This window comes from Chitinophaga qingshengii, from assembly GCF_014529935.1.
GTDB classification, from domain to species: domain Bacteria; phylum Bacteroidota; class Bacteroidia; order Chitinophagales; family Chitinophagaceae; genus Chitinophaga; species Chitinophaga qingshengii.
In genome coordinates this window covers 209,914-224,537 of sequence record NZ_JACVFC010000002.1, presented here as the reverse complement: position 1 = coordinate 224,537, position 14,624 = coordinate 209,914, and the positions used below count along the sequence as shown (strand labels likewise).

Sequence of the window (14,624 nt, the reverse complement as noted above, 5' to 3'; positions counted from 1 at the left end):
GATATGCACTGTTGTTTTCTGTAATGAAGAAATTGATATGCCGGTCGATGTTATATCAACCGGCAGGAAATACTTTTTCTTTTTAAACCAAAATCCGAACTGATGAAAAAACAAATGTTCGCCGTAATTGCCTGTCTGGCCGCAGGTGTAATGATTTCTTCCTGTAACAAAAACGACAAACAACAGGAGGCGGCACAACCTGATCAGGTGTCCAGTGAAGTGCTGGCACAGATAAAAGCCAATGGGTTCAGTACTGACAACGTACGCCAAACAGAAGATGGTTATCTCGTGGAAGGAGATATCCTGTTAACTGCGCAGCAACTACAGGAGAAAGTTGGCACTCCTACCTTACGCATTGCCAATGATGAACAATACCGGACCAACAACCTGGTGAATGCTTTGCCCCGCCTCATTAAAATTAAAGTAACCAACCTGGGTACTGCCTTTATCGCCGGTACAGATACGGCTATTGCCCGTTATAACAGACTGGGACTGCGTATTACCTTCCAGCGCATTACCAGTGGTACCCCGGATATTACCATTAAAGGATTTAATCAGGGACCCAGTGGAGGATATATCACCCTGGGATCTTCCGGTTTCCCCACCAGCAGCGGTAATCCTTATGGTACTATCAAGATGAACACCAACCAGTATGCCTATGGTACCAATCCCAACGTATTGTACGTAGGATCTGTTATTCAGCATGAAATTGGTCACTGTATCGGTATGCGTCATACCGACTACATGAACCGTGCTTACAGCTGTGGAGGTTCTGCTGTTAACGAAGGTGATGGCGGTGTAGGCGCTGTACTCATCCCCGGTACTCCTTCCGGCCCTGATGCCAATTCCTGGATGCTGGCCTGCTCCAATGGCGGTAACCGTACATTCAATGCCAATGACATCATTGCATTGAACTATCTGTACCACTAATCATTTTGATATTTGGTTATTTGATTATTGAAGTCGTCAGGGTTTACTGTTGATGACTTCAATAATCAAATAACCAAATGCTCAAATATCCAGCGATAGCTTCACCACATGTACCCCGTTATCTTCCTTTATCTGCAGCTGATGCCGTTGTGGATACAACTGTTGCAGGCGCTCCTGCGCATAACGGATATCCGTTGCAGTATTGGTATCGCTATGTATGGGGAACTGCCGGTTACTGCAATAAAACCGTATACAACGATCGGTCGCCTGCAGATGCACTACTATTTCGGAGGTCTCCTGGTTGCTAACACCATACTGGAAGGCCTTTTCGAGAAAGGGTAATAATAACATCGGGGCAATACACTTGATACCCGGATTACCAGATACGGAAAATTTCACGCGGGTACGGGGCGTTAGCCGCAACTGCTGTAAGTCAATATAATCGTGTATACATTCTATTTCCCGCTGTAATAAAACATAATCATGTCCCGTGTCGGTAGTTGCATACCGCATCATGTTCGATAATTTCAAAATGCTGGCAGCGGTATGCTCATGCTGTAACATGGCCAGCGAATAAATATTGTTGAGGGTATTAAAGAGAAAGTGTGGTTGTAACTGCGATTTCAGCGCAGAGAGTTCGGCGGCTGCCTTCAGTGCCTTACTATGTAAGGCCTGCTCCGACTGGCGCCACCGGTGACAGGTGACTTCAATCGCTCCGCTCAGCACCACGGAAAGCACTACGGCCAATACATGATTGTACCAGTACTGCCCCCGGATAAAGAGCAAAGGAAGACTCATACATATCACCCAACCAGTGATATGCAGCATTATAACCATCAACCTGGATCGAAACATGCTCAACAGATATTCAGAAACAGTTTCAATATGCGCCAATTCCCCTGTTTATCGCACTGCATCTCTGTCAACACCGCCTTTATCTCGATGAATCCGCAGAAACACAGGTTTATCTTTCCTCGCCTCCCCGAATTGTAGTAAATTGCCGGTTCTATAAAAAGAATATCAGATATGTTGCAACGAATCGTGAAGCCGCTGGCTATAGCAGTGCTCCTGCTACTGTCTCAGCTGACTTATGCCACGGAAGGAATGTGGTTACCACAACTGCTGTCCGGACTCAATGAGAAAGAGATGAAGGGAATGGGAATGAAAATCAATGCGTCGGATATTTATAACATCAACAAAGGCAGCCTGAAAGACGCGATCGTCAGCTTCGGCGGCTTTTGTACAGCAGAGGTGATCTCTTCACAAGGGCTTATCCTCACCAACCACCACTGCGGTTATGAGTCTATTCAGAAACACTCCTCCCTGCAAAACAACTTCCTGCAAAATGGTTTCTGGGCTAAAACAGCATCGGAAGAACTGTCCAACCCCGGCCTCTTTGTAACTTTCATCGTGCGTATCGATGATGTTACCAAAGCTGCCCTGCAGGATGTTAAACCCGGCATGAGCGAGCGCGACCGCCAGTCAGCCATCGATAAACGCCTCAACGAAATCCGTCAGAACGCCCGTAAGGAATCCTGGCAGGAAACGATGGTGAAGCCTTTTTATGAAGGCAACCAGTATTTCCTGTTCGTAACGGAAACGTTCAACGACGTACGCCTGGTAGGTACGCCGCCTTCTTCTATCGGCAAATTCGGTTCCGATACCGATAACTGGGTATGGCCCCGTCATACCGGCGACTTCTCCATGTTCCGCATCTATGCCGGAAAAGATGGCCGCCCGGCGCCCTATTCACAGGATAACGTGCCGCTGTCACCGAAATATTTCCTGCCTATCTCCCTGAAGGGCGTGAAACAAAACGACTTTACCATGGTACTCGGGTTCCCCGGCCGTACCAACGAATACCTGCCTTCTGAAGCGGTGAAACTGACCGTTGAAGCGCTCGATCCCGCCAAAGTAGGTATGCGCGATGCCGCCCTGGAAGTAATTGACGGCTATATGCGCAAAGATGAACAAATCAAAATTCAGTATGCTGCCAAATACGCCAGCACTGCCAATGCCTGGAAAAAATGGAAAGGCGAGATGCTGGGCGTTAAACAAACCCGTGGCATCGAAAAAAGGGAACGCTACGAAGCTACCTACCGCGAACTGCTGGATGCTAACGCGGAACAGAAAGTGAAATATAGCGGTGTGCTGGATTCCCTCAATGAAATGTACCGCCGCATACGGCCCTACGCTCAAACCAGGGACTACTACAGTGAACTGGTGAAAAACGTGGAGCTGTTCACCGCCGGCGACCGCCTCATCAGTTTCCTCGGAGAAGTACGCGACAAAGGCGAAGGACAATACGAAGCCCTGCGCCAGCAATTCCTGGAATCTATGCAGTCGTTTTATAAAAATTACAATGCACAGGTAGACCACGACGTGGCGGTTAAACTGCTGGATATCTACGCTAAAGGCGTTCCTAAACAGTACGCCGGTACGGAATATGCACAGATCTGCGGCGAAAGCAATAACGACAGCCGTGCACTGGCAGATAAAATCTATAATGGTTCAGGCCTCACTTCCCTGGAAAAACTCAAAGCATTTGTGCAACAACCCTACAACGCGGTGGTGGCCCAGATGTGGAAAGATCCGGGTACACGCCTGATCATGGCCATGCGTAAAGGTTTTGTGGATAATGTCAGCAAACCGGTCAGCGATCTGCAAAACAGCATCAATAACCTGCAACGCACCTACATGCAGGCGCAGATGGATGTAATGGCAACTAAAAAACGTTTTTACCCGGATGCCAACAGCACCCTGCGTGTAACCTACGGCAAAGCAGATGGCTACAGCCCCCGCGATGCCATTCACTATGATTTCTACACCTACCTCGACGGAGTTATGGAGAAATACATTCCCGGCGATTACGAATTCGATGTGCCCGCTAAACTCATTGAATTGCATAAAAACAAAGACTATGGCCGCTATGGTGTAAACGGCCGTATGCCGGTATGTTTTATCGCCAGCAACCACACTACCGGCGGTAATTCCGGCAGCCCTGCGCTGGATGCCTACGGGCACCTGATTGGTCTTAACTTCGACCGTACCTGGGAAGGTACGATGAGCGATATCAACTACGATCCGTCTATTTGCCGCAACATTATGGTGGATATCCGTTATGTGCTGTTTATCGTGGATAAATACGCCGGCTGTACCCGCCTTATTGATGAAATGAAACTGGTGAAATAACACTGGTGTAATGATAAATAAAAAGGCCCGCAGCGATTAGCTGCGGGCCTTTTTGTTATGAGGTATGATCTAGCTTGCAAAGGTCATCCTGGTTGATGAAACCAGTAAAGCTATCATAGGCAATCATCCGAAGACACAGGGCCGCAATCCATCCGGTTCGTTTGCCAGAAAAAAGGAAATTTTGAGGAGAACCTCATGGAGGCTAGTTTAGATTTTTTAATGGATTAACGAGGGCGGCTTTTACAGAAGTGTATCCGATGGTAAGCAGCGCTATTACCAGTATAATCGCATATGCTTCCATAAAGTAGTACCATTTTACGGTAATAATGAACGCGAAGTTCTCCAGCCATCTTCGAATGATAAGTAAAGCCAGGGGGGTAGCCAGACAAATGGCTATTAATACTGGTTGCAGAAAATTCAGTAACAGTAACCGGATGATGGCATTGGCGTCTGCCCCCATAATCTTCCGGATACTTACTTCCCTGGTCCGTAACTGGGTCGTGAAAATGACTAGCGCCAGCAATCCGAGTGAAGCCACAACGATGGCCAGTACTGTAAAAAAGGTGATAATACTGATCAGGCGGTCTTCTGACTTATAAAGGTCTTTAAACACAGTCGATAAGTATTGATATTGGAAAGGTATATTAGTCTCATATGCATTATAAATCGAATTGATTTGCCGGATAACCTGTCCGGCATCGATGCCATTGTGCAGCCGGATATAAAAGCAACCATCTGTATATGGGCTCCACATCATTGAACTATCGTTACGGATGTTGAAAAACAAGCCGTCAATCGGAGACTGCATAGAGGCGAAGTGAAAGTTTTTTAATACGCCGCCAACGAAAAAATCCTGGTCGTTAATGATAATGCGGCTTCCAACCGGATTGTCAGCGAGCTTTAATTTTGCGATAACAGCCTCATTAATGACGATGGTATTATTGTGAAAGCTCCCGGAGGGACGAAACTTCCACTTCAATTGCAGTAAGGAAATAAAAGACGAGTCAATCTGAAGCGTCGGGATAGATACAAATGCATCATTCTGGCCCATTTTTGCAAAGCTCATATCATATCCCCCATACATCTGATAACCAGCTGCAGATACCGCTTGTACGCCGTTTATACCGGATAATTGTTCTTTTACGGAAGTGTAATGCTGGTTAATTTCTTTCCCAAAAGGAACCATCACCAAATTATTCATGTTAATGCCGGTGTCTGCGTTCTTCATATAATGCAATTGTTTGTTCATAACAATGCAGAAAATGATGAGTACCGCTGAGATAACAAATTGAAGTGTGACGAATGTTTTTCTGATCATACGCCCGTTGTGAACCTTGTTACTTCTTTTGTATAAGGCGTCTACCGGCAGCAGGGAGGATAATACCAATGCAGGATAACTCCCCGAAAGCAGAATGGTGATAAGAGGAATTAACAACAACCCTCCCAGAACAATAGGTTCCAGGAAAAAGGACGCGGATATTTTTAAATCCAGCAGCCGGTAGAAATGGGGAAGTATCAAAACAAAAACAGTAAAACCGATCATACAGGCAAATGATACATTTAAGGCTGACTCTGTATAATACTGCCATGCAATACCGGATCTACCGGCGCCAATAACTTTCCGGATGCCAATTTCTTTGGTCCGGGACGTATAGGCGGTAATAGCCAGGCTGATATAATTGATGATCGCCAACAGCAATATCACCGCTGATATGAGCGAGAAAATTTTCAGATATTTTATATTGGAGATGTCGCCAAAATTGAGATAGAGATGACCATCAGCAAACCGCATGAGATGGAACTTTGCAGGGTTTTCATGATCAGTTTGGAATACCAGCTGGTTAATATTTTTTTCCGTTTTCGCTACCTTGTCAGGGTTGATATAAAAATAAGTCTTAAATCCGCCCAAGCCAATTCCCTGCTGCCCGAAGGCCGATTGATACTGCTCCAGTTGCCGGAGACTGGAGAGAGAACCAACAAAATCAAAGTCTATACTGGAGTTGGAAGGAGGGGTGTCTGCAACCCCGGTTATTTCAAAGGTGATATGCTTGTCATACTGTAATGTTTTTCCAACAGGTGTTTCATTCCCGAAATATTTTCGGGCTGCCCGCTTGCTGATAACTATTTTGAAGGGGGCGTTTAATATTGTCGCAGGGTTACCCGATAACAACGGAAAAGAAAAGATATTAAAGAAAGCAGGGTCAGCAAAGATGATGTTGGATTCAAAAAAATTCGTGGCTGAGTTGGAAACGCCCAATGCTACCGGCTTTTCTATTTGTTTAACACGTACAAATGAGATAACGTCGGGAAAGTTTTTTTGTACAATATCACCGGTAGGATAGCTGACCTCAGGGAGAAGAATATTGTTTTCACCCATCCTTAGCTCGCCATACATCATATAGATGTTTGACGCATGCTTATGGAATTTATCATAGCTGTATTCATGGAAAATGTAAATTACAATCAGCAGGCAGGATGCTATTCCTATGCCAAGCCCGAAGATGTTAACAAAGGTATACAACTTGTTTTTCCATAAATTTCTTAATGCCGTCTTAAAATAGTTCCTGATCATGGTTGTTTGTTTGAATGATGAATACCCCATGAAAACTGGTTGATGTATTTCCCACAGATCTACTGCCGGTAACGAACAGATTTTAAATATTCTTTTCGGCTATAGATTTCAGTTTCGGCACTTAAAGGCTGGGAATTGGTCCCTCGTGGATGATATAGATGATAAACAGGGTCATCGATTCTTTTTATTCTCCTGGATAGTATTTTGAACCGGTGATAACGTTCCGTGTCGTCATGCCCCTCCCAACAGTTTTTATTTTCCAGACCGCTTTCCAGAAAGGTTTGCCGGTCTATACAAACAACAGATAGCCGCCCGCGTTAGAACGGCTACCTGTTAAACGTTTATAACTTACACTCATATACGATAGAACTGCACTGGTCCACTCTTTTCAGTCCTTTCCGATAAGAACGGAAACCATGGAAGAAACCAGCCAGCAGCCGGCTTTTGCCGGTTTTGTATTTCTCACTCAGCAGGCTTACATAAAAACCATCGAATACCATCGGATGTTTTTTTACCAGTTTGATCTGGTGCTGACCCAGCAGCTTTTCCATAGCGGCAGGAGAGAAGTGATACAGGTGACGGGGTACATCGTAGGCGGCCCAATACTCACCGTAATGTGCTGCGTCGGAAGACGTATAGTTGGGAACCGCTATCAACAGGGCGCCACCAGGTTTCAGCAGCTCCCGGATACGGTCCAGGTAACGATGCAGCTCATGCACATGTTCCAGTACATGCCACATGGTGATGGCATCGTACTGTTGTTGGGGCAACTGAAAAAGCTGATCGATCGGAAGCGGATCTATATTGTAAAGTGTTTTGGCATTGTGACGCGCGTTTTCATCGGGTTCAAGGCCGGTAACTGTCCATCCGCCTACCTGCATGTAGTGCAGGAAAGCGCCGGTACCGCAACCTATATCCAACAGGTTCCCCTGTTTTATACCGGCAGCATTACGTACCCAGTTTTGTTTGGAACGCAGCGTTATCTTACGGACACTGTGGTATAAACGGTTGATGAGTCCCTGGCGGGTTTCAGAATGGGAAATGTATTCCTGCGATTGGTAATACCGGCCTATTTGCTGATTGTCCGGCACATTCTGCGTAAAACGGCCGCCACAACCCCCGCAATGGAATATGGCAAATGTTTCTTTGGATACAGTGTAGTCTTTAGCGGTAAGTGCTTCATGAATTTGTGATGAACCACAAAGCGGACAGCTATTGTAATAGATCAAGTGTTAATTTTTTTTAGACCCCAAAAATAAATATCAATTATGAATAAAAAGTGAACGAATTCGATAAGTTATGCTTTATATTCTCCCCATACCTGACGAAGTGCATCCGCAATTTCACCTAAGGTGCAATAATTTTCAACCGCGGTAACGACCAGCGGCATCAGGTTTTCGGTGGTTTGCGCCGCCTCCCGGATACGCTGCAGACATTGTTCTGCGGCGTCATTATCACGACGGGCACGCAGGGCTTTCAGCCGGTCGGACTGCATCTGGCGAATGCTGTCGTCGATGCGGAATACTTCCGGAGGCTGATTATCGGCTGCCACAAATTTGTTGACACCCACAATAATTTTTTCATTGTTTTCTACCTCCTGCTGATATTTATACGCGCTTCGCGCGATTTCATCCTGTATAAAACCTTGTTCAATGGCGCTGACGGCACCACCCATCGCATCAATTTTGTGGATGAGGTCCCAGGCCCGGTTTTCTACTTCGTTGGTCAGCGCTTCCACGTAATAAGAGCCTGCCAGCGGATCTACGGTGTCGGCTACACCGCTTTCATAACCCACGATCTGCTGGGTACGCAAAGCGATGCGGGCCGCCTCTTCGGTGGGCAGGGAGAGGGCTTCGTCGTATCCGTTGGTATGCAGCGACTGTGTGCCGCCCATGGTAGCGGCCAGCGTTTGTATGGCTACGCGTACAATGTTGTTGTGTGGCTGCTGGGCGGTAAGGGTACTGCCTCCGGTTTGTGTGTGAAAACGCAGCATCTGCGCTTTAGGGTCTGTAGCGCCCAGCTCTTTGGTGATATGAGCCCACATCCTGCGGGCGGCGCGGAATTTGGCCACTTCTTCAAAGAGATGGTTGTGCGCATTAAAAAAGAAAGACAACCTTTTGGCAAATACGTTGATGTCAAGTCCTTTTTCCAGGGCGGCTTTCAGATAGGCTTTACCGTTAGAGAGGGTGAAAGCCAGTTCCTGTACGGCATTAGCGCCGGCTTCCCGGATATGATAACCGGAAATGGAAATGGTGTTCCACTTGGGCACTTCCCGGCTGCAGTAGTCGAATATATCGGTAATAAGCCGCATGGAAGGTTTAGGCGGATAAATGAAGGTGCCGCGGGCGGCATATTCCTTCAGGATATCGTTCTGGATGGTACCGGAAATCTTTTTCAGATCGGCGCCCTGCTTTTTGGCAAGGGCAATATAAAGCGCCAGCAGGATAAACCCGGTGGCATTGATGGTCATGGAGGTGGAGATCTGTTCCAGGGAGATACCTTTAAACAGGATTTCCATATCGTCGAGTGAATCAATGGCTACACCTACTTTTCCTACTTCCCCTTCAGACATGGCATGGTCGGAGTCGTATCCGATCTGGGTAGGAAGATCAAAGGCGACACTAAGGCCCATCACGCCCTGACTCAACAGATAATGATATCTTTTGTTGGATTCTTCGGCGGTGCTGAAACCAGCATACTGCCGCATGGTCCACAGTTTATCACGATACATCGAAGCATGAATGCCACGGGTAAAAGGGAAGATGCCAGGCTGTTCGTCCATCGGTACCGGCTGGGTGTACAGCGGATCGATGATAATACCGGAGTCGGTTTGAATAATCTTTTCCATGATGGTTATAACTAGGGTTACAATGTTACATAAATATTATGGTACTTCGCCCCGGTGAAAAATTATTGATATTTGCAGAAAGATTGGCTTTACTATGATCACCTGGTCGTTATTATGTATTACCCTCGCCTTGGCGCTCTATAGCCTTTACCTGTTGTACCGGGCCGGCCGCCGGCCACTGAGCCGCTCCTATCCGGTATTGTTGCTGGGACTGTCATTGGGTACTTTTCTGTATCTCTATGGCACCTGGGTGTACCTGTCTGTCTACAGTAAATATGTATTCGGTATACTGTTGTTGTTAGCGATAGCGTGGTTGCCTTTCAACCGCCGCCATATGCCCGCGCCGCTGCCCGCCTGGAAAAAAGGCGCTAACCTGCTGTTGTCGGCCCTGTTCGTACTGGCTACCATGCTGTATTTCACGGGTACTACCGGTACACCGCGCACGGTGAACCTCATGTTTCCGCTGAAATCCGGCCACTACTTTGTATTGCAGGGCGGCAAAGGATTACCTTCCAATGTATTTCATTTCAGTCTGCGTGGGGCTGTTTATGCAATGGACATCGTGAAGCTGGACAGCCGCGGCTGCCGTGCAGCCAGCGTATTCTCCCGTAAGCTGGATGATTACTGGATCTTCAATGATACGGTATATGCTCCCTGCGATGGTACGGTTCGCAGGGCTTATGGTGATAACCCCGATAATATTCCGCCCAATATGGACCGCGGACCCAGGAATACCAACCAGGTGTTGCTGGAAGGGGCCGACTGCTACTTCTTTGCAGGTCACCTGAAAATGAACAGCGTGGTGGTAAGGGAAGGGCAATATGTAAAACAGGGACAAGCGCTGGGATGCGTGGGCAACTCCGGTTTCAGCACGGAGCCGCACCTGCATATCCAGGCACATGCCCGTAAAGCCGGCGTGCCCTGGTATAAGGCGCCGCCGCTATACATGTTGTTCGATGGAAAAGGATATTTGCTGAATGAAGTGATCAGCGCTAAATAATTATTTCATCAGCCTTTTGGCTTCTGCATTAATGATCTGGGCCGTCAGCTCGGCGGGAGATTCGCCTGCCTGCATAAACACTTCCAGTAACTGGCGGTTCAGTTCCAATGCCGGCGCATCGGGCGCTAATTGCACCGCTACCTGGTTAATCACGGAAATAGTTTGTTCCTTCAGTGTTTTCACCGCTTCCCAGGCCATGGCAGATACATAGATCTGCTGGGTAATGTTGTGCTCATATTCTGATTTGATGCTCTGTACCATCGCAATCTGCATGTCCACTGCACTCATGCCCGGCTGAAAGATACGGCCGATCAGGCTCTGCGGCGTAATACGGTCTATATACAACGCCAACCGCTCATAGGCCTGCAATTGAAGAGGAAGCACGGCAGGGTTGACCGTCTGCGGCTGACTTTCAGGAGCAGGTGCGGCCTTTTTTTTCTTAAAAATATCACGAACGGTCATGTACACAACGGCAACGGCGCCAATCGTCAATGCCAGGTACAGCATCTGTTGGGAATTCATCTTATCAGAACATTTTGAGCCGCAAATATATATAAAAAAATAACTAAATGTAAATTACGAATTACAAATCGCGGCGCCGCCGCAAAATTCGTAATTCGTAATCTGTAATTATTTCAGTTTGCCCAGCCATTCTTTCAGCCTGGCGACGCCTTTTTCCAGGTTCGCCATACTGGTGGCGTAAGACAGACGGATACAGTTGGGCTGCTGGAAGGCTACACCTGTCACTACAGACACATGCGCTTTGTGCAGCAGGTACATACAGAGGTCGTCTGCATTTTTAATATGAGCATCTTCAAATGATTTGTTGAAGAATGCGCTGATATCCGGGAACATATAAAAAGCGCCCTCCGGATCATTGACTTTCAGCCCGGGAATAGTTTGCAGGGCCTCGTGTATGTAAGCGCGCCGTTTTTTGAATTCGGCCACCATATTTTCAGCGGTGGTCAGTTCGCCGGTGAGGGCGGTGATGGCAGCGCGCTGTGTAATGGAGCAGGTAGCGGAGGTAAACTGGCTCTGGATTTTATCGCAGGCTTTGGCGATATCCAGGGGAGCCGCCAGGTAACCCAGGCGCCAGCCGGTCATCGCAAAACCTTTACTGAGGCCATTGATCACGATAGTGCGCTCTTTCATACCGGGAAACTGCGCAATGCTTTCATGTTTGCCGACGTAGTTAATATATTCATAGATTTCATCAGAAATGATGAAGATCTGCGGATGTTTCGCAAATACGGCAGCCAGTCCTTCCAGTTCAGATTTGGAATAAACAGAACCGGTAGGGTTGCAGGGGGAGGAGAACATAAACAGCCTGGTTTTCGGCGTGATGGCCGCTTCCAGCTGTTCAGGCGTAATCTTGTAATTGTTTTCGATGCTGCTGGGCACAAACACCACGGTACCCTGGCAAAGCGCCACCTGTTCGGAGTACGTTACCCAGTAAGGCGTAGGGATGATCACTTCATCGCCCGGATTTACAATACTCAGTACTACGTTGGCCAGGCTTTGTTTGGCGCCGGTAGTCACGACTATCTGTTCAGGCGTATAGTCAAGACCGTTATCGCGCTTCAGTTTATGCACCACTGCCTGTCTTACTTCTGCATAGCCAGCTACGGGAGTGTAGTGAGTAAATCCCTCATCTATCGCCTTTTTGGCGGCTTCGCGGATATGTTCGGGCGTATCAAAGTCTGGTTCTCCAATACTCAGGTCTACAATGTCTATGCCCTGTGCTCTCAGCTCTCGGCCAAGTTTGGCCATTTTAATGGTTTGAGGCTCGGAAATCCGTGACAGCCTTTCTGCTAGTTGATTCATATCTAAATATTGGATTGACCGGAACAAACCTACATAAAAATTCTCGCTTAGTTCTCGCAAAGAGCGCTAAGGAGCAAAGAACGCAAAGTTTTTTAGTTTAAATAAGGAAGCAAAGGAGCGAAGATCAATATTTGATCTCCGCTCCTTTGCTTCCTTTATTATAATTATATATAATCTTCTTATATAATCTTTGCGCTCTTTGCTCCTTAGCGCTCTTTGCGAGAACTAGTAGCTGGATGTGTGGGACAGGTAGTACAGCTGCAGTTTGTTATCACCGGTGCTGTCTTTAGCGCCTGCCAGGTAAATGGTATAAGCGTATCCCGGTTGGAATGCTACCTGGGTAGAACCGGAAGACTGACGGGAAGTACCTTTCACCAGTTGAGCGGTTTCACCGGCCACGGTTACATAATATTCCACGGAATTGCTGAAAGGATCTACTGATTGCCAGGACGCATTCACAGAGAACGGCTGGTTCTCGGCTACTTTTTTATTGTTGATGTAAAGATCCACTGCGCCTGCATTCGGGCTCAGGTTAATGAACCGGAAGTTCACTTTGGACTGTGACAGGGAGCTGAAATCTTCCTGGAACAGGCGGGAAGTAAATTTCTTAGTCCCGTCGTTATAGGTAATAATAGTGTAATACTTCAGGGAGTCCAGTTGCTGGGTAACAGAGTCCAGGCCAACACCGTTCAGCTGACGGAAAGAGAAGGTTTTGAGGCCCGGAAGGTCCAGGAAAGGAGCAGAGTTACCGGTTTTGTAGGCGCCGGAGTTCATTTTACCGCCGTTGTTAAAAATATCTACGTTGGAAGGCAGATAAGCGCCGTTGATGATAGCGCCGGTATAGTTCATACGTTGTGGTCCCGGGTCATTTTGTTTCAGGCAGGATGAAAGCCCGATTACTCCACCCAACAGGGCGGCCATCGCCCAAACACGATTTTTTTTGATCTGCATTAGCTCACAGTTTTTTAGTATGGTGTTTATAAAATTTGTGTTCTCTGATGTATCCTGAAACGATCCAGGTTCGGTTGATACTTTTTTTTGCGCTGTAATTCCTCTTCATATATCAGTTCGCCCAGGGCTTTCAAAAATGGTTTCCCGATCGACTCAAAGGCTTCCTGGTCATCACCCAGGGGACCGTCCTTATTCACCAGCAGGCTGGCAGAGAGCATAAACTCTACATGATTGGCATAGTCCGCGATATAAGCCGTATCCGTCAAAAAACCATAAGCCCAGCCTGGCTTGTTGAAAATCCTGATATGGTCTGGTATGCAGGCTGTTTTCTGTCCGCCAAAAAGCAGCAACTTCGCATAAGCCGGATGGTATTGCCCCTCATCATACACCGGATCTGTTGATTCCCCCGGGTATTGGGACATACAACAATACAAAAAATTGTAATCTTCTTCCGTTAAACGGAACTGTGAAAGATTTGTTACAGCCTCCGGAAAAAATAGCTGCCGCATCATCTGGTGGAGTTCGTTGAGCGGTAAACGGTTGCGGTGGGAGAAGTCCATAGGACCCTTTTCCAGCCTGCCCCGGTGGTCAATATGCTGCAAACCTGCCAGGTCCCGACGCAGGGGAAATTGCAGGGTACTGGCCTGCTCCGGTTGTTCATACAGCAACTGCCGGCCGCTCCGGAAATAAACGCCGTTGGTATGCATATTGGCCGCAGCATGCAGAGGCAGCCCTACCCGGTGCCGGATTTCGGTGCCGGTATACCCTAATTCCCATAAACGCCGGTTCAGTGGCTCTTGTCCAAGGAATTCGTAGAGCCGGTTATAGGCATCGTTATCGCTGATCAGGAAAATTTTTTTGATATAATGCGAGATGGATGGTAGCTTGCCGGCTGCCGAATAATCATGCAGTACTCCCGGATTAACACCGGGCAACGCCCGGGTGAACATGGGGGTATGCCGGTTCAGCCCCGGAATCTGCAGGTCATTCAGCTTCTCCAGCGCCAGCACAGCGGTGGGGAGCTTTACGGTGGACGCCGGATAACAATACCAGCCCCGCCCTATGCCAAAGTGAAAGTCAGTAAAATGCGGCCCCTGCTGCTTATCCCGGTCTATCCGGGTGTAAATAAGTTGCAGCCGGTGGGCGGCGGCATCCCTGAATACCTTGGCCACAGCGGCTTTTCGACTTTTAAGCAACGCCTCAGGGAAATTATCTGTTGCCGGATAATGGTGGGTTTGCATATATTTGTCGGTATTACTTGAGTGTAAAGCAAAGAAATATACCTAAAAACTGGAAAAAACCAAGAT

At 47.5% G+C, this 14,624-nt stretch carries 11 protein-coding genes; 3 read left to right on the top strand and 8 right to left on the bottom strand.

The window, feature by feature from the left end:
* Positions 1-102: 102 nt before the first annotated feature.
* Positions 103-930, top strand: a complete 828-nt coding sequence (locus ICL07_RS16240) for a M57 family metalloprotease (protein ID WP_188089076.1) — start codon at positions 103-105, stop codon at positions 928-930.
* An 81-nt stretch (positions 931-1,011) separates the two neighbouring features.
* Here the strand turns inward: ICL07_RS16240 and ICL07_RS16235 are convergent, their stop codons facing one another.
* A complete protein-coding gene (locus ICL07_RS16235) occupies positions 1,012-1,728 on the bottom strand; it encodes a sensor histidine kinase (protein WP_188089075.1) in 717 nt (238 codons plus the stop codon).
* Positions 1,729-1,956: 228 nt separating this feature from the next.
* On the opposite strand from ICL07_RS16235, the gene ICL07_RS16230 reads away from it, so the two are divergent.
* The gene (locus ICL07_RS16230; protein ID WP_223151950.1) at positions 1,957-4,122 is read left to right on the top strand and encodes a S46 family peptidase; all 2,166 of its coding nucleotides are present in this window, start codon (positions 1,957-1,959) and stop codon (positions 4,120-4,122) included.
* Positions 4,123-4,324: 202 nt separating this feature from the next.
* On the opposite strand, the gene ICL07_RS16225 is transcribed toward ICL07_RS16230, so the two are convergent.
* The 3 genes from ICL07_RS16225 to ICL07_RS16215 form a co-directional block, all read right to left on the bottom strand.
* On the bottom strand, positions 4,325-6,694 hold the full coding sequence (locus tag ICL07_RS16225; RefSeq protein ID WP_188089074.1) for an ABC transporter permease: 2,370 nt from the start codon (positions 6,692-6,694) through the stop codon (positions 4,325-4,327).
* A 341-nt stretch (positions 6,695-7,035) separates the two neighbouring features.
* Positions 7,036-7,923: a class I SAM-dependent methyltransferase gene (locus tag ICL07_RS16220; protein ID WP_188089073.1), complete on the bottom strand. Its 888-nt coding sequence runs from the start codon at positions 7,921-7,923 to the stop codon at positions 7,036-7,038.
* A gap of 68 nt (positions 7,924-7,991) precedes the next feature.
* The gene (locus tag ICL07_RS16215) at positions 7,992-9,542 is read right to left on the bottom strand and encodes an acyl-CoA mutase large subunit family protein (protein WP_188089072.1); all 1,551 of its coding nucleotides are present in this window, start codon (positions 9,540-9,542) and stop codon (positions 7,992-7,994) included.
* A 94-nt stretch (positions 9,543-9,636) separates the two neighbouring features.
* Between ICL07_RS16215 and ICL07_RS16210 the strand changes: the two genes are divergently transcribed.
* Entirely contained in the window at positions 9,637-10,542 is a 906-nt protein-coding gene (locus ICL07_RS16210) for a M23 family metallopeptidase (protein WP_188089071.1), read from the top strand.
* Here ICL07_RS16210 and ICL07_RS16205 read toward each other — a convergent pair whose 3' ends face one another.
* From ICL07_RS16205 to ICL07_RS16190, 4 genes are all read right to left on the bottom strand, one after another.
* Positions 10,543-11,064, bottom strand: coding sequence for a DUF7935 family protein (locus ICL07_RS16205; protein ID WP_188089070.1), 522 nt, complete (start codon positions 11,062-11,064; stop codon positions 10,543-10,545).
* Positions 11,065-11,172: 108 nt separating this feature from the next.
* Complete coding sequence (locus tag ICL07_RS16200; RefSeq protein ID WP_188089069.1) at positions 11,173-12,366, bottom strand: pyridoxal phosphate-dependent aminotransferase; 1,194 nt, start codon at positions 12,364-12,366, stop codon at positions 11,173-11,175.
* Positions 12,367-12,591: 225 nt separating this feature from the next.
* Positions 12,592-13,317 carry a DUF4397 domain-containing protein gene (locus ICL07_RS16195; RefSeq protein WP_188089068.1) on the bottom strand — a complete coding sequence of 242 codons (726 nt, stop codon included), beginning with the start codon at positions 13,315-13,317 and terminating at the stop codon, positions 12,592-12,594.
* A 26-nt stretch (positions 13,318-13,343) separates the two neighbouring features.
* Positions 13,344-14,558, bottom strand: a complete 1,215-nt coding sequence (locus tag ICL07_RS16190; RefSeq protein ID WP_188089067.1) for a serine hydrolase — start codon at positions 14,556-14,558, stop codon at positions 13,344-13,346.
* Positions 14,559-14,624 lie beyond the last annotated feature (66 nt).